Raw genomic sequence first — 20,664 nt, 5'->3', positions numbered from 1 at the left:
AGCGCTGGAGTCAGACTGGCTCCAGCGCCTGCATGAAAGGGAGTTAATTGGAGTCAAATGGATATTTATTTCTTTGACCCCCATTACCCGCAGGCTTGTTCATACCGACACGATTTTGTCTTTACCCAGCGCTTTGGCCTGGTAAAGAGCGCCATCGGCTCGTTTGAGGGTGTCCTCATAGGAGTGGTCTTCAGGCAGCATGGTTGCAACACCCAGGCTAACTGTTGCAACGATGTTACCCACCGAAAAACGCTTCAATTCTTGTCTGAAGACCGTCTGCAGGCGCTCCGCAAACTGCAATGCCCGATCTGATTCGGTATTGGGAAGACAGATAACAAACTCATCGCCCCCTAAGCGGTAAACAATGTCGGCTTTACGCTGTTCTGAAAGGCAGGTGTTGGCCACTACCAGAATCATTTCATCGCCAACATGATGCCCCTTAGAGTCATTGATGCTTTTAAGGTTGTCCAAATCAAACATCAGGATGGAGGACGGTACAGCATGGCGCGTAAAGGTTTCATAGTGGAGCGCTAGGTCACGCTCCAGCTTCCGGCGGTTGAAAAGGCTCGTCAGCTGGTCTGTGTCGCTCAGCTCCCGCAACCTGATTTCCATCTCGTGCCGTTCAGAAATATTACTTGCGACCCAGAGAACCACAGGCTCATCATCGATCAGAAATTCAAGCGCCTGAATGCGACCCTCAAACCAGATCGGCTGATCAGGCCCCTCATCGGGCAAACCCTTGACGTCTTTATTGCCGAGCTCGTACTCTACAATCAAGAGCGTTCTGGATTCGAGCGCCCGTTCTATCTGTGCGAGGAACCAATCGGCTTTGTCGGTTTTGACCAAATCAGAAATATATTTCCCGACCAGCCCGCTGCCGTCATGGTAATAACGGGCATCGCTGCCGCCAAACACCGCAACGTATTTGCCACTGCGAGACAATATAAAAACAGGATCCGGCAAGGCATCTAGAACAGCACCCATTTGCTGGATATCAATCATCACCATGGCCTTTAATGGTTTTCAAGGCTATACATTATCCTGAATACGAGCACACGTTAAAAGATACGTCGCCCCCTACCGACTTCATGGTTTCCCCGCGCTTACTGATCGCGCGCACAGGGCTTCTATTTCACGCTTGAACCTCTCGTTACCCAGAGCCAAGCCGCTGAGCGTGGTGGTGCGTATCGCCTCGACCTGATCGTCAGGAAACACTCTCTTGAACAACGTGCGATGGGAGGATTGGCGCTCCGCTTGGGAATTAATGTTCATCTGACCCCATTTAACCGCGAATGGACGCCACCGGTTGGCAGATCAATACGGCGTAACCGCGCAACCAAAAAATCAACTGCCACTTTGACCTTCGGCACATGATAACGGTGCTTCTGATAAAGAAGGAAAATTGCCAGTCGGGGATTCTGCGTCACATGCAAGGGGTGATCGAGAATCACTTCACACAGCGATCCGTCTTCCAGGAAGGGGGCTAGCGACCAGCGCGGCGCCATCATGATCCCTTTCCCGGCAACCGCTTGTTGTCCTAGCCACTGGCCATTGTTGGAAATCGCGAATGCTGGCGCCGAAACATCGCGCCACTCGTCTTCGATCTTACAAAGCCAGGGGTTTGGGCCAGTCGGCGTACGAAAATACAGGCCTTTATGGTTGCGTAGTTCCAATACGGACTCTGGGACTCCCATCTTCTGTATATAGGAGGGCGACGCAACCGGAATGAATTCATTGTCCATGAGTCGGATTGCCTGTACGCGCTCATTCGGCGCGTACCCACCGCGGATGGCGATGTCGACCTCATCCCTGCCCAGCGTCATCAGTTCATCGGTGAGACTTACATCCAGGATGATCTCCGGAAACAGGGTCTTGAATTCGTCGAGTAAGGGAAGCACCTTGCTTTCACCAAAGCCGGCCATCGCGCTAATGCGCAGCTGGCCCATTGGCCTTGCCTGGTAGCTACGCACGGCTTCGTCACTCTGGTCTAGCTGATGCAGTATGTCCTGCACTTGCGCGTAGTACACCTTGCCGATCTCGGTAGGCTGCACCACGCGAGTCGTCCGCTTTAACAGGTTTGCCCCGAGGCTACCCTCCAAGTCGGCAACACGCCTCGACAACGACGACGGTGGGACTGAGAAGGCCTTTGCGGCTTGGGTGAAACTGCTGGTTTCCACTACCTTGCAGAAGTAGCGCAGCGCTTTGAGCTGATCCATGAGGCTTCCTGGGTTTGATCCGTCATATCGTTGCTATTGTTTTTATAGCAATAGTATTACTCATAATTAGCCGTTTTTATAGGTGAATAGGTCAGGAATAATGCCTACCTCACGCTCGAGATAAAAATCGGAGACGCCCATGAGCACCGTTATAAGCATCCAACTCGTTGCCCGTCCTTATGGCGACGCTATCAAGCCAGATCTGTTCGTACCGTTGATCAAGAAGCGCGTCAATATTGACGGTTTTGCGATGCCAGATCACCTGGTCCAGGTACCTGAATTGCTGAAAAAGCTCACGCCTTACGTTATGGCTTCCCTCGTATTGTTTACGACTCTGGTGTGGCCGACTATCGGCCATGCCGAGAATGCTATCAATTTGGCGGTAGGTGGCAATGGACCTTCGCCACGAATAGCCGGAGATATTGACAGTTGGACGGCCCTGGCGATTCTTCTGCTATCGATTACCACCGCCTGGGCATTTAATTATAAAGCACCAATCGTGCGAGGGTTTGGGAGCGTCTTGGCTGCATCCGGTTGTCTGGCTGTAGCTTGCTGGTTTTTTTGGTTTGTGATTGGCTCAGGGTTCTTGGAAAACCCCAAACCGAACCAAACACCTCTAGACTCAGCCAAACCCGCTTTGCTCTGGATGCAAGGCAGTATTGCCTTGCTGGCTGGATTGTTTTTACTGTTTGTTGCCCGCAGGCAGTTTGCCAGTAACAAGACACTGGTTTTATCAGTAGACAATGAGAAGCAGCGCTACGGACGTGTATCTCGCTTCCTGCACTGGACGATAGCAATACTCTTTCTGGCGCTTATACCGATGGGGATTTTCGCTTCTATTATTCCCGAAGGCACCGAGTATCGAAATGCCTACTATGTGGTGCATAAAACCCTGGGCGTCGTTGTCTTTGCTTTGCTGCTCATCCGCTTATTATGGAACCGGATGTCGAAACGCCCTGAATTGGATCCATCGCTCAAGCCCTACGAGCGTAAACTCGCGCACGGGGTGCATATCGCTCTGTACGGCATGATGATTGCGATACCGGTCACCGGATTCGTTATGACCAGCTTCCATGGTTATCCCACTTTCTTTTTTATCTGGGAATTGGAGCCGCTATGGGCGCCCAGCGATACCGCGACCCTCATTTGGGGCACCCTGCATAAGTACCTGCTGCCTTACTTGCTGTATCTCATTTTAGGTGCGCATATCCTGGGCGCTTTAAAACATCACTTTGTGGACAAGCATAGCGCTGCGTTCAAGCGCATGGTGGGCTGACGGCAGTTACAGACATTGGGGTCAGAGAAATCGAGCGTAACAATGGGAAATGTTCATCTGACCCCAATTAATTCCCTGATCCTATTAATGCTGAGACTGCCATTGTGATTGGCCACCTATGGAGCTCACTCCACCATTCTGATCAGGCCTTCCTGCGCCACCGAAGCGACCAGCTGCCCATCCTGGGTAAAGATACTGCCTCGGTTGAGTCCGCGCGAGGCACCGGACCAGGGGCTCTCCATAACATACAGCATCCAGTCCTCTGTTCGAATCTCGGCGGCGTGGAACCAGACTGCGTGATCGATGCTCGCAGAACGTATTTGAGAATGGCGCCAGGTCATTCCATGGGGCCGCAAGCAGGTGCTGAGCAGGGATAGATCCGATGCGTAGGCCAGAATGGCACGCTGCAATGCCGCGTGGCTCCCTATTGACTCGCGACAGCGAAACCACGTCTTCTGCTGGTCTGTTGGTTCGACGGTCATAAAGCTCGCCTCACCATTAACCGGGCGTACCTCGAAGGGGCGTTCCCGGATCAGAGCCTTGTAGAGCTTTTCAGGAAGCTGGTCGGCATGGGTCCGGGCGAGATCCTGCTCATTGGGCAAGCCCTCCGGGCCCTGCGCATCTGGCCGCGGTTGCTGATGGGCCAGTCCTGATTCGAGAGCCTGAAACGAAGCCGTCAAGCTGAAGACCGGCTTGTCGTTCTGCCGGGCGACGACTCGGCGGTTGCTGAAGCTACGACCGTCCAGGTCGGCGAAGACTTCATAATGGATCGGCAGGTCGCTGTCGCCGGGGCGCATGAAATAGTTGTGGGCCGAATGCACCTGTTTTTCAGGAGCCACAGTGTTGGAAGCCGCTATCAGCGCCTGGGCCAGTACCTCGCCGCCGAAGATGCGGCCGTGATCGCCCTCACGGCGATGCCCAATGAATCGGGTCTCGTCGATCTGGTCTACGACCAGCAGATCGGACAGCAGGGTCTTCCGTTTCGGTTCGTTCATAGAGTCAAGGTCTCGTGCCAATGGGAGGGCGAATTCGACGGAGCGGAACTTTATCACAGACTGGCTGTGCTGAATCTCATGTCACTACCGAGCTAATATGTAGCCACAAGGAAGTTTAAATCTGGCAGGAATAGGGTAGTTGGGATCATATGGGCATTAAATCTTTTGACTCTCTGCCGGGCCACTTGCACCCAGTTACTGTTTAACCACAACGCCGGGCAATCACCGATGCGGGGGAGGGCAAAAGGCAAGACCTGACATCAGCTCTATATAGTTATAAAAAAATAAATATACTGATATATTTAGTTATATGCTGATAGCTCAATGGTATTTCTCAGAATCCTTCGGTTTCAATAGCATACGCTGACCTAAGATTCGCACGGACATGCGCCACAATGAAAATTCGTGATCTCGATTTATCCGACAACCCCATTAACCAGGAACACGAGGCGCTCGGAATACCTCCGATAGAACAAATCCCCCTGCATCCCGTTATTCGGACCGCAGTCTGGTTTGCAATACTGACACTGCTTGGACTTGTCGCTCTTGGAGCAGCACAGGTGTTTGGTGGCAGTTGGGGCGAGGGTGTCGCGACCATTAAAACTGCCTTGCACGACCCTATGTTCTGGAACGCATTGCTGGTTGGTCTGCTTGCGCAGGTGGTCGATGGCGCACTCGGTATGGCTTATGGACTCACTTCTACCAGCTTTTTACTCGCGACCGGCGCATCGCCGGCGCTAGCTACGGCATCAGTACACATGGCTGAAGTCTTCACTACCGGCGTATCGGGTGTATCGCACGCCAAATTCGGCAACGTCGATAAAAAATTATTTGTTCGCCTGCTAGGTCCCGGCATTGTCGGCGGTGTACTTGGCGCGGTGCTTGTTACGCAAATTGATGGCAGCACACTGAAACCCTTTATCACCGCCTATCTGTTGTTGATGGGTGCTTATGTTTTGAGCAAAGCCTTCCGGAAACACATAGCAAAGCGGACAGGTGAACCAAAACATGTGGCTAAACTCGCGCTGCTGGGCGGATTTGTAGATACCTCGGGCGGTGGCGGTTGGGGCCCCGTGGTTACCACCACACTGGTCGGTACAGGCCATGATCCACGCACGACGATTGGATCAGTGAACTTCGCCGAATTTTTCCTGACACTGACCAGCGCAGCATCGCTGTATATCTTGGTCGATGAAACCATCTGGCATGTGGTCGCAGGCTTGATAGTGGGTGGTTTGTTCGCCGCACCCTTTGCCGCTTACGCGTGCAAAAGGTTCTCGACCAGAACATTGTTGTTTTTGGTAGGATTACTGATTAGCGGTATATCTGTATTCAATTTGTACAAGGCACTCTTCATATAAGTCGAGTCATATAAGCCGAGGCGATCCTGGCAGGTGCTCTATCTGGAGAGGCGAGAAGTGTCCGGGAAACCGGCAGCAGTCCATCGCCGCTTTGGCCAAAACCGAAAAACTGGCAAAAAACTGGCGGCAAAAAACTGGGGTCAGGTCTTGATTATTGCCCTGGAAAAAATGGGGTCAGGTCTTGCTTATTGCCCTGCTGAAAACCCGGCTTATCCTGGAATAGTGCAAGCCAAAGTGGTTGCCAATAACTTGCAAGGTGTAGCCACCACTCTGATCAGCCTGCAAGATCGCTTCCTCTCGATCCGCCGCTGCCGAAGCGTAGTGAGCAAGGGGCCGTGGCGGAGGTCGGAGAAATTGGGGTCAGATAAAGATTTTCCATAAATGCTCATCTGACCCCAGTTACTGTAATTATTCTAATCCCTTCACTAATATAGAGTTCGCTGTACTTCCGGCATTACGGTGTTTCGCTATAGCTTGATACTCAGCAGATGTCATCCAAGCTAAAGCCGACTTTTTTGATGGGAACTCAATAATCACCGACCGGGTATCATCCCATTCGCCCATTAATACCGTCGGATCTTCGTCAACACTCAACAGCTTGCCGTCGAATTTTTTGAAGACCTCTGAGAAGCCAGCTTCATATTTATCATATTCGCTACGATCATGAATTTTAAATCTAGCAATTATATAAACGGACATGGTGTATATCTCCTGATGGTGTTTTGATTTTAGTATCGTGACAAGGGTCAGGTCTTGCTTCTTGCCCTGCTGACAATCCGGCTTACCCTGGAATAGTGCAAGCCAAAGTGGTTGCCGATAGCTTGCAAGGTGTAGCCACCACTCTGATAAGCCTGCAAGATCGCTTCGTCTCGATCCGCCGCTGCCGAAGCGTAGTGAGCAAGGGGCAGTGGCGGAGGTCTATGTTGACTGGCTGGAAACTCATCCAGCCTTTGTGCTAAATCGATTCCCTGTTGCATATCGGCGACAAACTGCTCGCTGCCCATGTAGATCTGATTTTTCAGTTCCTGCCAAGGGCTTGGCAATCCCTTCCCAGTGGCGACGAACCGTTTGTACTCGTCAATAGCCTTACCGCGATCATCGCCAAAAGCGGCGAGTATCCAATCTACATAAACACCAGCCAGCGCTGACTCGAGCCCCACCGTCACGCGATAACTACTCCACGGCCACTCGACGGCAGTATGTACCATCTGGGCTCGTACCGGGTTCAAGACAATGTACCTGGCCAGCTCTAGCAAGTAGCTTTCCTTTTCGACCAGGATGGCTTTGTAGCGACCCTGAAAGACATGGCCCACCCGGCCGTGCTGTCGATTGTGCTTTTGGGTATAGACACCGTTCAGTTGTCGCATACCACGGGAGAGATTACCGTCTGGTGTCTCAACCAGAAGGTGATAATGATTGCCCATCAAGCAATAAGCATGACACAGCCAGTTGTGCTGCTGGCTGACTTCGCCAAGCAATCCAAGGAACCCAATACGATCTTGGTCATCTTCGTAAATCGGTTCACGCCGGTCGCCCCGCGCCGTGATGTGATAAAGCGCTCCGGCAAATTCCAGTCGAAGGGGTCGGGCCATTCCTTGGCTCCTTTGGTAGGAAAGGGAACGAGATTGCCTAAAATTTCAGCTCCGGGCAATCACCGATGCGGGGGAGAGCAAAAGGCAAGACCTGACCCTGGTTCCGTTCGACCTTGCGCGGCTTTCCGTTGGAGGAGCTCGATCCGAAACGCAAGCGCGGCTTTCTGGCGCGCCTGCTTGGCCGGGCCCGGCCCATCGCCCGCATCCTGCAGCAGTACGAAGAGGTGCGCGGCCACATCGACGCCATCAGCAATCGCCTCGATGACCACACCAGCGCGCTGATGAAGGACATCGGCATGCTCGATCGGCTCTATGATAAAACGCTGGCGTACTTCCAGACGCTGGCGGTGTACATCGCCGCCGGAGAGGAAGCGCTGCGCCGCCTTGACGAAGAGACCCTGCCGGCTCTTGCCAGCGACGCTGAGAGCAGCGGCGAAATGCTGCAGGCTCAGGCGCTGCGTGATCTGCGCGCCAAGCGCGACGATCTGGAACGCCGCGTCCACGACCTGAAACTCACCCGCCAGGTGACCATGCAGAGCCTGCCGTCCATCCGTCTGGTGCAGGAGAACGACAAGGCTCTGGTGAGCAAGATCGGCTCAACCATGGCCAACACCATTCCGCTGTGGCGCCAGCAGCTGGCCATGGCCGTGACCATCGCGCGCTCGATGGAAGCCGGCACCACCTTGAAGCAGGCCACCGACCTCACCAACGAGTTGCTGACGTCGAATGCCGACGCGCTGCGAACCTCCAGTGAAGTCATTCGCACCCAGGTCGAGCGCGGCGTGGTCGACATCGAGTCTGTGAAGCAGGCCAACGACGCACTCATCGCCACCATCGACGACGCGCTGCGCATCGCCAACGACGGCCGACTTCAGCGGGTCGAGGCTGAGAAGCAGCTGATCACGTGCGAGACCGAGTTGAAGCAAGCGCTGCGGGCGGCGCAGGCAAGCAGCACACAGCAGCCGGGCTAGGGTATCTGACCCTGGTGCCCTGCTGCTCAATCGGAGTAAGGCGCTGCATCCGGTTTGGCAACGCGGGGTACGCGGTCTGGCTCAGCCACCAGTTGATACAGCCGGCGGAGTACCGTCAGTGAAACCTGAAACTGCCCATTGCTAGGCAAACGCTTGCCTTTGAACTGCTCCCAGACTCTTGCCCCTGGCCCGTTGTAAATCTCTTCAAATGTGCCGTCGGGCAGAATCTTGATGATAATGGCATGCTCGGGCTTGCTTCGGAACGCCACTGACTTACCTAGCGTCGCTTTGATTTCCACTTGCCGGTCATCCTCGGCTACAGCGTCATAGCCTTTGTTCGAAGCCCCCCTAAGCTGCAGGCAGTAAGCATCGGCCACCAGACACTCACCCAGGCTGCCCACCATATGGCCATCAGGCGTGAAGTGCCTGCCAGGAAACATCGCCTCCAGCTCATGGACGGCTGCATAAAGCTGTTTGACCAGGCTCTGGAGTTTGTTGTGATCAATCATTGAGGTTTACGGCTCGGCTGGGGTGAAGTGGGGTGTCATCAGACCTGGCTGTCACTATGTCGCAGAAAGGCCCCCACGTCGCGCCAGCACCCGAGCAGATTTTCGCGGTTTTCAGGCTTTCGATTAACGAACATCGGGCTTGGATGCGGGCTCAAGAATATTTTAAGGTGCGGCGCGTTATTTTGGATATGCGTGAGAGCTTTCTGCGCCTTGCTACCGATCAGTACGATGGCGCGCAACTGCGGGAGAAGCTGGAGCAGTTCGTTGAGGGACGGAATGCCTGCGGCAATGTCGGCTGAATTGGCAGGGCGGATTTTTCGGCCTGAGCCTATATACCAAGGCACCGTATTCCACAGAAGGATTCGCTTGCGTACCACTCCTGCGTCTTGAGCAGTAATGAAGATATTCTTCGCTGTTTCATCCGGGTTGTTCATCGAGACAAACCCGGAATTTCTGGCTTTGGGCCCTGGTGCTTCTAGCAAAAACAAGACCTCAGCATCAACGCCAGCGTCCCATGGATCCATATACGGAATGGCTGCTTCAGGTCCCATGCTTGAGCGAAGACGATGAACGAAGCTCGTGAGTTGAGCCATGTGTGCATCGTGGACCTGCGATAACCGTGCTTGCACAGCCATGACGTCACTTAATAGCTTCGGGCAGTCCATTGCTTCTCCTGAGGATGAATCAAAATTACCCGATATCGCTGCTAGGAAGCGATTAAATAAATCTGTCCCCTTTTCCAAGCAACCCTCCAAAAGGACGATAGGAGAGAAATTGGGGTCAGATAAAGATTTTCGATAAATGCTCATCTGACCCCAATTACCTCCCCTTTTATATTTTCCCTGGTTTAGATGGCTGCGCTATGTTGATGAAGCTCTTGATTTAAATTGGCAGCACACTTTGGCTTGAACTGCTCGAATTAATGTTCATCTGACCCCAATTAATTTCCACTGTTTTTCTATATTAATCCCGCCAATTTCGAAGATACAACGCCTAAAATAATTGTTAGTACGCAACCTGATGCAAATTTCCAAAGCGTCGTTCGGTTTCGATCTGAGAACTTTAATATTAGTTTTTCATCGCCCTTATTTAATTTTAGGTAGGATATTTGTTGGATGTTGTCCAGTGCTTTCTCAATTATCCGGCCTGCGCTGCTTGAGAGCGACGTCACAAAGTAAAAAGCAGCTCCAAAAACTATAAAAAAACGACCCCAGTCTTCTGGTGCGCCGCTAGAAAGAAAAGCGGGGGACTCTTGGATGCAAAAGTAAATAACAATCGCTGCAAGCCCGAGCTGCAGCGTTTTAGGAATTAAATGTGAGTACTCTTGAGCGAATTCCAATAGCTTGTTTTTTGGTGTGGATTGACACCCTTCGATCCACTCATCAAAAGCCTCAAGGAAGCTACGAGCAACGACATAATCTGCATACTCTACTGATACCTCCGCAGTATGCATAGTGGCGAGCCCTAAGAAGCGACCCCTCATGAACGATGGAACTTCGTCTTCCATCGCGTGTAACATGGCTACGCGTGATGTCAATCTGACGGTAACAATGTATTCCTGAGGCTGTCTTCGGTCTGGAAGTAAGATTGAAAAATTGTATCTTAATACTATGTTTACAGTTGGCTTGGTGGTATTGGAATTGTAGGTTTTAAACCGCTCAAACGAAGTGAATTGCTCTTTCCTCTCTTTTTCATGAAAAACCGAGATCACCTCGTTTTTAGCAATAACGGTGTGAACTTCGCAAAGCTGCATAACCTTAAAATGCAGCTGTTCTATCTCGGAAAAATCTAAAAGAATGTTGTCAGTGTACCTTTGTCGGATCTGCTCGGTTCGTCCTGTGATTTGGTGGTAAATGTCTTGATAAACTTTTAAGGAAATAGATGCTTGCTCGTTGCCTATTGAGATGACGTCACCTTGGTTGTCGCCATTACCGCTATCCCTGTGTTCAATTATCTCGGTCATCTGAATTCCTATAAGTTTTATGAATCTTCTCGGATGCAAATATTTTTTAATCTATAATTATACTGTTAAGGCTTTGGAGTTGCGTAAGATAAGATATGTTGACTGGAAAGACAAGCAAGTTACGAGGCTTCTAAAATTTAGATGCCTGATGTGGTTGCTTCTTTTGACTAGTTGGTATGGATAGAATGACTCGCATAATCATAATCAAAATAATCAGGGTCAAGTCTTGCCTTTTGCACCTGGGCAAAAGGCAAGACTTGACCCCAGTTTTTCTCGTCGATCTAAGCAGCTAATTTAAAAGTATAAATATTAGCTCATCAGTCGAAACCAATCTCTCACACTTAGCGTTAAACGGAGTACCTCGTCTTCGGCCAGTTGGCTGCAGTGCGCTATCGGACCACGTAATGTGTTCAAGCTAGAAAGAACCCGCTCTACTCCTTTTGGGCTATTGAAAATAGAACCAAAAGTATCCCAATTTCTTTTAATTATTTCGCCCAGCTCTCCAAAATTTGTGTAATCGATTGGGTCATCTGATCTTCGGCTGATACCAGAGTCTAGCTCTCTTCTCACTCGATTTTGCACACCGTCCTGGACAACCTTTGGGACTATTTCCTCATTCTTCCACCAAGTGGGTCCCGCTTTCTCCTGAAGCATTTCCGTGATCAAGGTTCGTATTGATACTTCTAGGCAATAAAATGTCTCGTAGTGCTGCGCCATTTCCCTCGCTTTTAATCTAACTTCTGCTTCAAATTGGGGATAATATTTTTCATCCTTCTCAGCTGCTTTATCAATTTTATGGTCGAGAACTATATCCTTTTCGGTCTCAATCTTGTCCAGTTCATGTAGGATTAGTTGGTTGGACATTCCGAATAGCTTTAAAAGATTGCTTGAAGTGTCCATACTCATCCCTTCAATAAATTCTCTCTTAGACTTTTGAATATTGCATCAAAAACGGCAATATCGGAAGTCGCTGGTAGATTAAGGTTTATGTTATATCCGATATTTAAACCGATGCTCTCGTTTGGGCTGGCCTGGCGCGGAGGGTTCGTTGTGCTTTCTTCTTTAGAGTCGGCCTTCCTCATAGTGACTGCATTTACTACTGGCTGTTCGAAGTCTGCGTAACTTTTCAGTGTTTTAAAAGTTGCTACTATGTAAGTAATAATGGGGTTGTCATGGTCTAGGCCTGTAACTTGAGCGACGATACCTTTTACTTCAGCGTCACCCTTTTTGTGAACGTTTTCGTTTACGTCGAAAAGTTCTGCATAAGCGTGTTTAAGTGCTTTAAAGGCTGCCGACCCAGCAAGTGCAGGGTTTCTAAATTCTCTGTACCAGTCAGTTGGGGTGCCGTCAGTGGCCACGAAGTTAATTCTTTTTAGATATGGAGGTAATGTTCTTGCTGATCCGCCCTTCATATCCAGTTTTTCATTTAAGAATTTTTCGTTAAACAGCTCAGGGGTGCTTGCCTCTTTGATTTTATCCAAACAAGTCTTTAATCTGACTTGTGAAGTCATGTACGGGATATTGTGGGACACACAGTTCTCCTTGGCCGAGTTGCCGGGACGCGGCAACCTACGATTGTATGTTCGTGATGTCGAATATTTCGCACCGCCACCGATCATGGAGCTCAGTAGATGCCTGTAGAAAGAAAAAAAACAGGCATCCATGCCACCAAAGAGGGGACTGCGCGTCAACAGTTATCACCATACTGCTACGGTTTGATAGCCATTGGCAACGAGATTCTCCCCGCCCACAGTCAACAAGCGCCCACAGCTATCTGTGGGACGGTCGCGTTTTATTTAGAGAGGAGAGGGGTAAACCAACCGGAGCAGAACGCCCCGGCCTTAACTCAGAGGTATCAACCCCGCCGACGAAACAACGGCTGTGGCTGATCTGTAGCCGCCTGATAAACCTCAGAGAAGTCCTTGAGACTTTGCAGTGCTTCTTCAGCGTTGCGGTCTTCGCGAATCACGTAGGCGTCAAAGCCGCAGCGCTTCATGAGGAATAGCTGGTCGCGCAGTACGTCGCCTATGGCGCGTACTTCGCCCTTGTAGGCGTAGCGGTCACGCAGCAGGCGGGCGTTGGAGTAGCTACGGCCGTCGCTGAACACCGGGAAGTTCAGGGCGATGACTTGAAAGTGCTCCAGGTCATCGGCAATGATTTCTGCTTCTTCGTTGCTTTCCAGCCATACACCCAGTCCGCCGTCACGGGCTTTCAGGGCGTGGGCGTGTTCGAGCCACAGGTTCAGGGGCACGATCAGGTCGTCGCAGTTGGACAGGCCATCCAGCGTAGTGTCGGTTGGCAGCAGGTGCCAGGTTTCCTTGACCAGTGCGTTGTCCTTAATGAGTTGCTGCATATACACGCTCCTTGAAGGGGGCCATGCCGATACGCTTGAAGGTGTCGATAAAGTGCTCTTCCGGTGTGCGGCTTTCCAAGTACACGGCAACGATCTTGGTGACCACGGCGGGCATGTCTTCGGCGGCGAAGGAGGGTCCGAGGATTTTGCCAATGGCGGCGTTGCGACCGCTGTCGCCACCCAGGGAGACCTGATAGAACTCGGCGCCTTTCTTGTCCACACCCAGAATACCGATGTGGCCCACATGGTGGTGGCCGCATGCGTTCATGCAGCCGGAGATGTTCAGGTCTAGCTCCCCAACGTCATGCAGGTAATCCAAATCATCAAAAGTGCGCTGGATGGCTTCGGCAATTGGAATGGACTTGGCGTTGGCCAGCGAGCAGAAGTCACCACCGGGGCAGCAGATGACGTCGGTCAGTAAGCCGATATTTGGCGTGGCAAACCCGTGTTCCTTGGCGGCTTCCCATAGGGCGTGCAGGTCAGACTGGCGTACATCGGCAAGCACCAGGTTTTGCTGGTGAGTCACACGCAGCTCACTAAAGCTGAAGCGGTCGGCCAGATCGGCGGCGGCATCCATTTGCGTGTCGGTGGCATCGCCGGGTGCGACGGCAGTGGGCTTCAGGGACAGGGTCACGGCAGCGTAGCCTGGGACCTGGTGAGGCTGAATGTTACGCATTGCCCAGTTGTTGAAGCCTTTTTCACTGGTGCGCTTGGCCAGATAGTCGGCATCATCACCGCTGAAACTTTCATAGGCGGGGGCGCTGAAGTGACCAGCGACGCGGGTCACTTCTTCCTGGGTCAGGGTGGCGGGGCCATCCTGAGTGTGTGCCCATTCGGCGTTGACCTTCTCGGCAAAGACGCTGGGCGTCAGAGCCTTGACCAGAATCTTGATGCGCGCCTTGTACTTGTTGTCTCGACGGCCATAGCGGTTGTATACACGCAGGATGGCATCGAGGTACGTGAGCAGGTGATGCCAGGGCAGGAAGTCGTTTATTTCGCTGCCGATCATGGGCGTGCGGCCCTGGCCACCACCGACCAGCACGCTAAAGCCGATTTCGCCGGCTTCGTTCTTGATCACGTTCAGGCCAATGTCATGCACACTTATAGCGGCGCGGTCTTCAGTGGCACCGTTGACGGCGATCTTGAATTTGCGCGGCAGATAGGCGAATTCCGGGTGGAAGGTTGACCACTGACGGATAATTTCACACCAGGGGCGCGGATCGACAATCTCGTCGGCGGCGACGCCGGCAAACTGGTCGGTAGTGGTATTACGGATACAGTTGCCGCTGGTCTGGATGGCGTGCATCTGTACTTCAGCCAGGTGCGCCAGAATATCGGGCACATCTTCCAGCGCCGGCCAGTTGAATTGCACGTTTTGGCGGGTACTGAAGTGGGCGTAACCCTTGTCGTATTCACGGGCGATAAACGCCAGCTTGCGCACTTGCTTGGATGATATCAGGCCATAAGGGATGGCGATGCGCAGCATGGGTGCATAACGCTGGACGTACAGGCCGTTCTGCAGGCGCAGCGGCAGGAATTCGGGATCGGTCAACTTGCCGGCCAGATAGCGGCGGGTCTGGTCGCGGAACTGGGCTACACGTTCCTCGACAATCCGTTGGTCATACTCGTCGTAGATATACATTCTGACAACCTGTTGATAATAAGGTTGGGGAGCGCTGTTGTTAACTGGCTCTACCCGATCGGCTGAAACGTGAGGCGGCAAGATAGCAAATTTTCGATATGCACAAAAGGAATGTTTATCTATATGTTTAGATCGAAACTGCAGGTTCTACAGGGCCTTGGCCGACATTGCAGGGCTCGCCGCTAGGCACGTTTGACAGCGGGGACGTCTCCAGCTTAACGTACGCTCTGCAAACACCCAAAGTCCGTTTACAAAAAGAAAAAGGAAAACGCCATGAACGAGCAAGAAATTCAGGAATCCGGTACCAACGGTGACAGCAACCTAGATGCCTTTGCCGCTGTGGCGCTCATTTTTATCGCGGTTTTGACTGCAGTTTTCTGGCTATCGCAGCGCTGAGTCTATCTCCGTCGGATTATCGAGTTTTCCCTGTTTACAGGCCTGCTAGATATAACACCAGATTGACTACGCCCGCGATGACCAATACAAATGTCAGCGTAAAGGCGATCCCCAGCATGATGAAGTGACTTGGTTTGCCTTTGGTGAAATCACGCTGTCGTGCTTTGCTGCTCTGCACTCCCAGGGCGGCTGCCAACACACTCATGAACATCTGCCCGAAGGTCATTCCGTCGCCTTCTTGATGAGGTTCGTGTTGTTTGCTTTTATCCATAATGCCTCCGGCCTGTGTTTTATCGATCATCGCACATCAAGGGTCATATGCGAATCTCTGCCCAACGTCGACGCCGCCACACCAGGGCAAAAATCACCGAGGTGGATGCGCGGTAACAGCTTTGCAAAATCCATATTGTCAGCAGGCCGCCGCCCAGCACAGGGCCAGCCAGATAGGCACAGGGCAAAAAAACCAGCCATTGGCTACCTAGATTCACCGCCATCACCGTGCGGCTTGCGCCGGCACCCAGCAATGCCTGGGTCAGTACCAGCGCCGTGGCATCCAGTGCCATACCTATGCCGGTGACCCGCAGCGGCCACTCGCCCAACGCCAATAATTCCGGATCTTGGGTGAACAGGCTGAGAACCAGGTGGGGTGCGAGCCAGAAGGGCATGCCCATCACGAACAAGACGCAGACACCCACGCGCGCCACATCCCAGCCCCAACGATAAGCTTCGTCGGGTTTCTGGTCGCCCAGGCTATGGGAGACCAGTGTGGTCGCGGCCATGCCCAGACCAACGCCGGGCAATATGAGAAATAAAGACAGGTTGACCAGTACATGGGCGATGGCCAATTCGGAGGTGCCGATTTGAGCGACGATCCAAAATAGCGTTGTGATGCCGGTAGCAAAGAAAAATTGCTGCAGGGAGTTGGGCACGGACAAGCGCAACATTGCGCGTAGCTCCCGGCTGCGCGGTCGTGTAGCGAGAAAGCCGTGGGAGCGTCCGCTGCGCCAGGTCATGGTTACGTACATAACCGTACCAATAAATAGCGCGATGCAGGTGCCGAGTCCGGAGCCGGTGGCGCCAAGTTCTGGTAAGCCGAAGCGTCCGAAGATCAGTCCGTAACTGATCAGCACGTTGAGCAGATGCATGATAATGAGAATCTGCAAATACATGCCGGTACGGCGTATGCCGTTCCAGTAGCCACGAAACGCGAAGTTGGCGCCAACGGCAACGATGGCCAATGTGCGCCATTGAAAGTAGCCCGTGCCAATCTCCTGAACGGCTGCATCGTCGGTCAGGAAGGCCATGATATTGGCTGCCTGAAACCAGCCGATGAGTGTCAGCGGGACGGCCAGCACGACGGCGATCAGCAGACCTTCGTTGAGTGGCCGCGCCAGTTGATCGGTATTACCCTCGCCGCGCCGCCGGGCGACCATGGCCTGCACGCCTGCGCCCAGGCCCATGACCAGAGCCACAGCCATGAAATTGAGGTAACTGCCCAGACCCACCCCAGCCAATGCAGCGCTGCCAAGGCTGCCCACCATCGCCGCGTCTACCAGGTTGAGCAGGCTCTGGCTGAGCATGCCCCCCATAATGGGCAAACCCAGAAAGGTAATGGTTCTGAGTTTGTCGCGGCCTGGCAGAATCGACATCAAATCAATCAGTTGTCGTAGGACAGGTTGGGCGAGAGCCAGCGTTCAGTTATGCCCAGTGGTGCGTTTTTGCGTTCGCTGTACGACTCCACCTGATCCTTGGTGATCTTGCCTACAGCAAAATACTTGGCCTGAGGGTGCGAGAAATACCAGCCGCTGACGGCGGCCGTGGGGAACATCGCGTAGCTTTCGGTCAAGGTTACTCCGCAGTTTTTTTCTGGATCTAGCAGGCTGAACAAGGTGCCCTTCTCTGTATGATCAGGACAGGCTGGGTAGCCTGGGGCAGGACGGATACCCTGATATTTCTCGCGAATCAGTGAATCGTTATCCAGGTCTTCCTGTTCGATGTAGCCCCACATCTCAGTACGCACCTTGCGATGCAGCCACTCAGTGCAGGCTTCGGCCAAGCGGTCAGCCAGGGCTTTGACCATGATTGCGTTGTAATCGTCGTCCTTCTGTTCGTATTGTTTGGCCAGTTCCTCTGCACCGATACCGGCGGTAGCGATAAAGCCGCCAATATAATCCTGCTTGCCGGATGTCTTGGGGGCGACGTAGTCGGCTAGGCACAGGCTGGGCTTCTTGTCCGGCGTGACGTTCTGCTGACGCAAGTGGTGCAGCAGCGCCATAGGCTTGCCCTTGCTGGTCTGCAGTTCGATGTCGTCGTCATTGATCTGGTTGGCAGGCCAGAAGCCGACTACCGCTTTGGCGCTGATCAATTTATTGTCGATCATGTTCTTAAGCATTTCCTGCCCATCGGCGAATAGCGAGCGGGCTGCTTCGCCGACTACTTCGTCGCCGAGAATACGCGGGTACTTGCCGGCCAGATCCCAGGAAATAAAGAAGGGGGTCCAGTCGATGAACTCGGCAATCGCAGCCAGATCTATATTCTCCAGCGTGCGTGTTCCGGTGAACGAGGGAACAGGGGGCTGATAGCTGTCCCAATCCAGTTGTATCTTGTTCGCTCGGGCCTGTTCATAGCTCAGGTACTCGGTGCGAGCCCGGCGGTTTGCGGTGCGCTCACGGACTACTTCGTATTCAGCGCGGATCTTGGCAATGTAGTCGGGTTTGATTTCCTTCGACAGCAGGCTGGTCGCTACGCCTACGGCGCGAGAGGCGTCGGTGACATAGATAACCGCGTCATTCTTGTAGTGTGGCTCGATTTTGACAGCGGTATGCGCCTTGGAGGTAGTGGCGCCGCCGATCATCAGCGGCAAAGTGATGCCCTGACGCTGCATTTCCTTGGCGACATGCACCATCTCGTCGAGGGACGGTGTAATCAATCCGGAGAGCCCGATGATGTCGCATTTCTCGGCGATGGCGGTCTTGAGAATCTTATCCGCGGGCACCATGACGCCCATGTCGACAATATCGTAGCCGTTACAGCCCAGTACCACGCCAACAATATTCTTGCCGATGTCATGCACGTCGCCCTTGACTGTGGCCATCAGGATCTTGCCCTTAGCTACTGGTTTATCACCTTTTTCCTCTTCGATGAAGGGAATCAGGTGGGCAACCGCCTGCTTCATGACGCGCGCCGACTTGACCACCTGGGGCAAGAACATCTTGCCGGCGCCGAAGAGGTCACCAACGATATTCATGCCCGCCATCAGTGGGCCCTCGATCACTTCGATCGGTCGGGCGCATTGCTGGCGGGCCTCTTCGGTATCTTCGACGATCCAGGCGGTTATGCCCTTGACCAGCGAGTGCTCCAGGCGCTTGTTGACGTCCAAATTGCGCCACTCTTCTGTTTCGGCCTCTCTGACGGTGCCATCACCCTTGTAGTCATCGGCTATCGCCAGCAGTGCTTCGGTGCCGCCCGGAGTGCGGTTGAGGACGACGTCTTCGACGATATCGCGCAGCTTCTTCGGGATCTCATCGTAGATTTCCAGTTGACCGGCGTTGACGATACCCATGCTGAGGCCGTTGCGGATGGCATGCAGCAGAAACGCCGAGTGGATCGCTTCGCGCACCGGGTTATTGCCGCGGAAGGAAAAGGATACGTTGGAGACGCCGCCGGAGGTCAGCGCGTGGGGCAGCTCGTCGCGGATGTAGGCACAGGCCTCGATATAGTCCACGGCATAGTTGTTATGCTCTTCGATACCTGTAGCGATGGCAAAAACGTTCGGATCAAAAATGATATCTTCCGGTGGAAAACCAACCTCATCGACAAGAATGTCGTAGGAGCGCTTGCAGATTTCCCGTTTGCGCGCGGCGGTATCGGCCTGGCCTTGTTCGTCAAAGGCCATGACCACCACTGCGGCGCCGTAGCGCCTGCACAGGCGTGCCTGTTGCTTGAACTGTTCAACGCCCTCCTTCATCGAGATGGAGTTGACAATGCCTTTGCCCTGGATGCACTTGAGACCCGCTTCGATGACTTCCCATTTGGAGGAGTCGATCATGATCGGTACGCGGGAAATGTCGGGCTCGCCGGCAATCAGGTTGAGGAAGGTGACCATGGCCGCCTTCGAGTCGAGCATACCCTCGTCCATATTGATGTCGATGATCTGCGCGCCGGACTCAACCTGCTGCAGGGCAACTTCGAGGGCTTCGGTGTAGTTGTCTTCGCGGATCAGCCGGGCGAAGCGAGCAGAACCGGTGATGTTGGTCCGCTCGCCGACGTTTACGAACAACGAACTGCGGTCGATGGTGAAGGGTTCAAGACCTGAGAGACGGCAGGCCTTGGGGATGTCCGGTATCGTCCGCGGCGGGAAGCTGGCAACCGCATCGGCGATAGCGCGAATGTGCTCAGGCGTGGTGCCGCAGCAGCCACCGACTATATTAAGAAAGCCGGATTCAGCAAATTCGGCAATGACGGCGGCCGTTTGCTCGGGCGTTTCATCGTATTCACCAAATTCGTTGGGCAGACCCGCGTTGGGGTGTGCCGAGATATGTGTGTTGGCTTTGTTTGACAGTTCTTCGAGGTAGGGCCGCAATTCCTTGGCACCCAGCGCGCAGTTCAGGCCGACCGAGATCGGCTTGGCATGGGAAATGGAGTTCCAGAAGGCTTCGGTCGTCTGCCCCGACAGAGTGCGGCCTGAGGCGTCGGTGATGGTGCCGGAAATCATGATTGGCAACTCGAAACCGAGTTGTTCAAAGACTTCCTGCACAGCAAAAATGGCCGCCTTGGCGTTAAGTGTGTCGAAGATTGTTTCGATCAGAATCAGATCGGCGCCACCTTCAATCAATCCCTTGGTTGACTCGATGTAATCAGCTACCAGTTCGTCGAAGCTGACGTTACGAAAGCCAGGGTTGTTGACGTCCGGGGAAATCGAGCAGGTGCGGCTGGTCGGCCCCAGCACGCCGGCCACAAAGCGCGGGCGATCAGGTGTTTCTGCGGTTTTTTCGTCACAGACCCGGCGTGCCAGGCGGGCACCTTCGACGTTCAGTTCGTACGCCAGTTCCTGCATCCCATAGTCGCCCTGGGAGACACGGGTCGAGTTGAAGGTGTTGGTTTCGATGATGTCGGCACCGGCATCCAGATAGGCCTTTTCCATCGCCGCTATCGAATCTGGCTGGCTCAGTACGAGCAGGTCGTTGTTGCCTTTCAGGTCAGAAGGCCAGTCGGCGAAACGGTCGCCGCGAAAATCCGACTCCTCGAACTTGTAGCTCTGGATCATCGTACCCATACCGCCATCGAGGATCAGTATTCGTTGGCTCAGGGCAGAATGAAGTGCTTGGAGGCGGGCAGAACGCTCAGACATGGTGGCTCCGAAGGTGTACTAAAAGCAGGCAAGTTTAACA

Annotated in this window: 21 protein-coding genes; 5 read left to right on the top strand and 16 right to left on the bottom strand. The window is 53.2% G+C overall.

Annotation, left to right across the window (positions count from 1 at the left end):
* Positions 1-99: 99 nt before the first annotated feature.
* From ACJAXR_RS05720 to ACJAXR_RS05710, 3 genes are all read right to left on the bottom strand, one after another.
* A complete protein-coding gene (locus ACJAXR_RS05720) occupies positions 100-1,002 on the bottom strand; it encodes a GGDEF domain-containing protein (RefSeq protein WP_415057287.1) in 903 nt (300 codons plus the stop codon).
* Positions 1,003-1,086: 84 nt separating this feature from the next.
* Positions 1,087-1,272, bottom strand: coding sequence for a hypothetical protein (locus ACJAXR_RS05715; RefSeq protein ID WP_415057286.1), 186 nt, complete (start codon positions 1,270-1,272; stop codon positions 1,087-1,089).
* Positions 1,269-2,216 (bottom strand): LysR family transcriptional regulator, encoded by a 948-nt coding sequence (locus ACJAXR_RS05710; RefSeq protein ID WP_415057285.1) that lies wholly within the window; start codon positions 2,214-2,216, stop codon positions 1,269-1,271. The genes ACJAXR_RS05715 and ACJAXR_RS05710 overlap by 4 nt, the downstream gene beginning before the upstream one ends.
* Positions 2,217-2,430: 214 nt before the next feature.
* Between ACJAXR_RS05710 and ACJAXR_RS05705 the strand changes: the two genes are divergently transcribed.
* On the top strand, positions 2,431-3,492 hold the full coding sequence (locus tag ACJAXR_RS05705; protein WP_415057284.1) for a cytochrome b: 1,062 nt from the start codon (positions 2,431-2,433) through the stop codon (positions 3,490-3,492).
* Between the two features lie 125 nt (positions 3,493-3,617).
* Here the strand turns inward: ACJAXR_RS05705 and ACJAXR_RS05700 are convergent, their stop codons facing one another.
* Entirely contained in the window at positions 3,618-4,487 is an 870-nt protein-coding gene (locus ACJAXR_RS05700; protein ID WP_415057283.1) for an acyl-CoA thioesterase, read from the bottom strand.
* Positions 4,488-4,882: 395 nt separating this feature from the next.
* Here ACJAXR_RS05700 and ACJAXR_RS05695 point away from each other — a divergent pair, with 395 nt between their 5' ends.
* Together ACJAXR_RS05695 and ACJAXR_RS05690 are read left to right on the top strand one after the other, a co-directional pair.
* Positions 4,883-5,848, top strand: coding sequence for a sulfite exporter TauE/SafE family protein (locus tag ACJAXR_RS05695; protein WP_415057282.1), 966 nt, complete (start codon positions 4,883-4,885; stop codon positions 5,846-5,848).
* 57 nt (positions 5,849-5,905) lie between these two features.
* The gene (locus ACJAXR_RS05690) at positions 5,906-6,229 is read left to right on the top strand and encodes a hypothetical protein (protein WP_415057281.1); all 324 of its coding nucleotides are present in this window, start codon (positions 5,906-5,908) and stop codon (positions 6,227-6,229) included.
* A 27-nt stretch (positions 6,230-6,256) separates the two neighbouring features.
* Here ACJAXR_RS05690 and ACJAXR_RS05685 read toward each other — a convergent pair whose 3' ends face one another.
* Positions 6,257-6,547: a DUF1330 domain-containing protein gene (locus ACJAXR_RS05685; protein WP_415057280.1), complete on the bottom strand. Its 291-nt coding sequence runs from the start codon at positions 6,545-6,547 to the stop codon at positions 6,257-6,259.
* Positions 6,548-6,594: 47 nt separating this feature from the next.
* Positions 6,595-7,440: an REP-associated tyrosine transposase gene (locus ACJAXR_RS05680; protein WP_415057279.1), complete on the bottom strand. Its 846-nt coding sequence runs from the start codon at positions 7,438-7,440 to the stop codon at positions 6,595-6,597.
* 113 nt (positions 7,441-7,553) lie between these two features.
* On the opposite strand from ACJAXR_RS05680, the gene ACJAXR_RS05675 reads away from it, so the two are divergent.
* Positions 7,554-8,411 (top strand): toxic anion resistance protein, encoded by an 858-nt coding sequence (locus ACJAXR_RS05675; protein ID WP_415057278.1) that lies wholly within the window; start codon positions 7,554-7,556, stop codon positions 8,409-8,411.
* Between the two features lie 26 nt (positions 8,412-8,437).
* Here ACJAXR_RS05675 and ACJAXR_RS05670 read toward each other — a convergent pair whose 3' ends face one another.
* The 7 genes from ACJAXR_RS05670 to ACJAXR_RS05640 form a co-directional block, all read right to left on the bottom strand.
* Positions 8,438-8,920, bottom strand: a complete 483-nt coding sequence (locus ACJAXR_RS05670) for a DUF6998 domain-containing protein (RefSeq protein WP_415057277.1) — start codon at positions 8,918-8,920, stop codon at positions 8,438-8,440.
* Between the two features lie 38 nt (positions 8,921-8,958).
* Positions 8,959-9,729, bottom strand: a complete 771-nt coding sequence (locus ACJAXR_RS05665) for a uracil-DNA glycosylase (protein ID WP_415057276.1) — start codon at positions 9,727-9,729, stop codon at positions 8,959-8,961.
* 149 nt (positions 9,730-9,878) lie between these two features.
* Entirely contained in the window at positions 9,879-10,883 is a 1,005-nt protein-coding gene (locus ACJAXR_RS05660; RefSeq protein WP_415057275.1) for a hypothetical protein, read from the bottom strand.
* Between the two features lie 309 nt (positions 10,884-11,192).
* Positions 11,193-11,783, bottom strand: coding sequence for a Swt1 family HEPN domain-containing protein (locus ACJAXR_RS05655; protein ID WP_415057274.1), 591 nt, complete (start codon positions 11,781-11,783; stop codon positions 11,193-11,195).
* Positions 11,784-11,785: 2 nt separating this feature from the next.
* Positions 11,786-12,415 carry a DUF5343 domain-containing protein gene (locus ACJAXR_RS05650; protein ID WP_415057273.1) on the bottom strand — a complete coding sequence of 210 codons (630 nt, stop codon included), beginning with the start codon at positions 12,413-12,415 and terminating at the stop codon, positions 11,786-11,788.
* 323 nt (positions 12,416-12,738) lie between these two features.
* The gene (locus ACJAXR_RS05645) at positions 12,739-13,236 is read right to left on the bottom strand and encodes a DUF934 domain-containing protein (RefSeq protein ID WP_415057272.1); all 498 of its coding nucleotides are present in this window, start codon (positions 13,234-13,236) and stop codon (positions 12,739-12,741) included.
* A complete protein-coding gene (locus tag ACJAXR_RS05640; RefSeq protein WP_415057271.1) occupies positions 13,220-14,878 on the bottom strand; it encodes a nitrite/sulfite reductase in 1,659 nt (552 codons plus the stop codon). The genes ACJAXR_RS05645 and ACJAXR_RS05640 overlap by 17 nt, the downstream gene beginning before the upstream one ends.
* A gap of 273 nt (positions 14,879-15,151) precedes the next feature.
* Between ACJAXR_RS05640 and ACJAXR_RS05635 the strand changes: the two genes are divergently transcribed.
* On the top strand, positions 15,152-15,274 hold the full coding sequence (locus tag ACJAXR_RS05635; RefSeq protein ID WP_415057270.1) for a hypothetical protein: 123 nt from the start codon (positions 15,152-15,154) through the stop codon (positions 15,272-15,274).
* Between the two features lie 34 nt (positions 15,275-15,308).
* Here ACJAXR_RS05635 and ACJAXR_RS05630 read toward each other — a convergent pair whose 3' ends face one another.
* Genes ACJAXR_RS05630 through metH form a run of 3 tightly spaced genes read right to left on the bottom strand, consistent with a single transcriptional unit; the run spans position 15,309 to position 20,624 of the window.
* Positions 15,309-15,545 carry a DUF2970 domain-containing protein gene (locus ACJAXR_RS05630; protein WP_415057269.1) on the bottom strand — a complete coding sequence of 79 codons (237 nt, stop codon included), beginning with the start codon at positions 15,543-15,545 and terminating at the stop codon, positions 15,309-15,311.
* Positions 15,546-15,588: 43 nt separating this feature from the next.
* Complete coding sequence (locus ACJAXR_RS05625) at positions 15,589-16,923, bottom strand: MATE family efflux transporter (protein WP_415057268.1); 1,335 nt, start codon at positions 16,921-16,923, stop codon at positions 15,589-15,591.
* Between the two features lie 8 nt (positions 16,924-16,931).
* The gene (gene metH, locus ACJAXR_RS05620) at positions 16,932-20,624 is read right to left on the bottom strand and encodes a methionine synthase (protein WP_415057267.1); all 3,693 of its coding nucleotides are present in this window, start codon (positions 20,622-20,624) and stop codon (positions 16,932-16,934) included.
* Positions 20,625-20,664 lie beyond the last annotated feature (40 nt).

It is taken from the genome of Halopseudomonas sp. (genome assembly GCF_047631575.1).
Lineage (GTDB): Bacteria > Pseudomonadota > Gammaproteobacteria > Pseudomonadales > Pseudomonadaceae > Halopseudomonas.
Note: the sequence above shows the minus strand (reverse complement) of the source record. Positions and strands in the feature narration are given on the sequence as shown.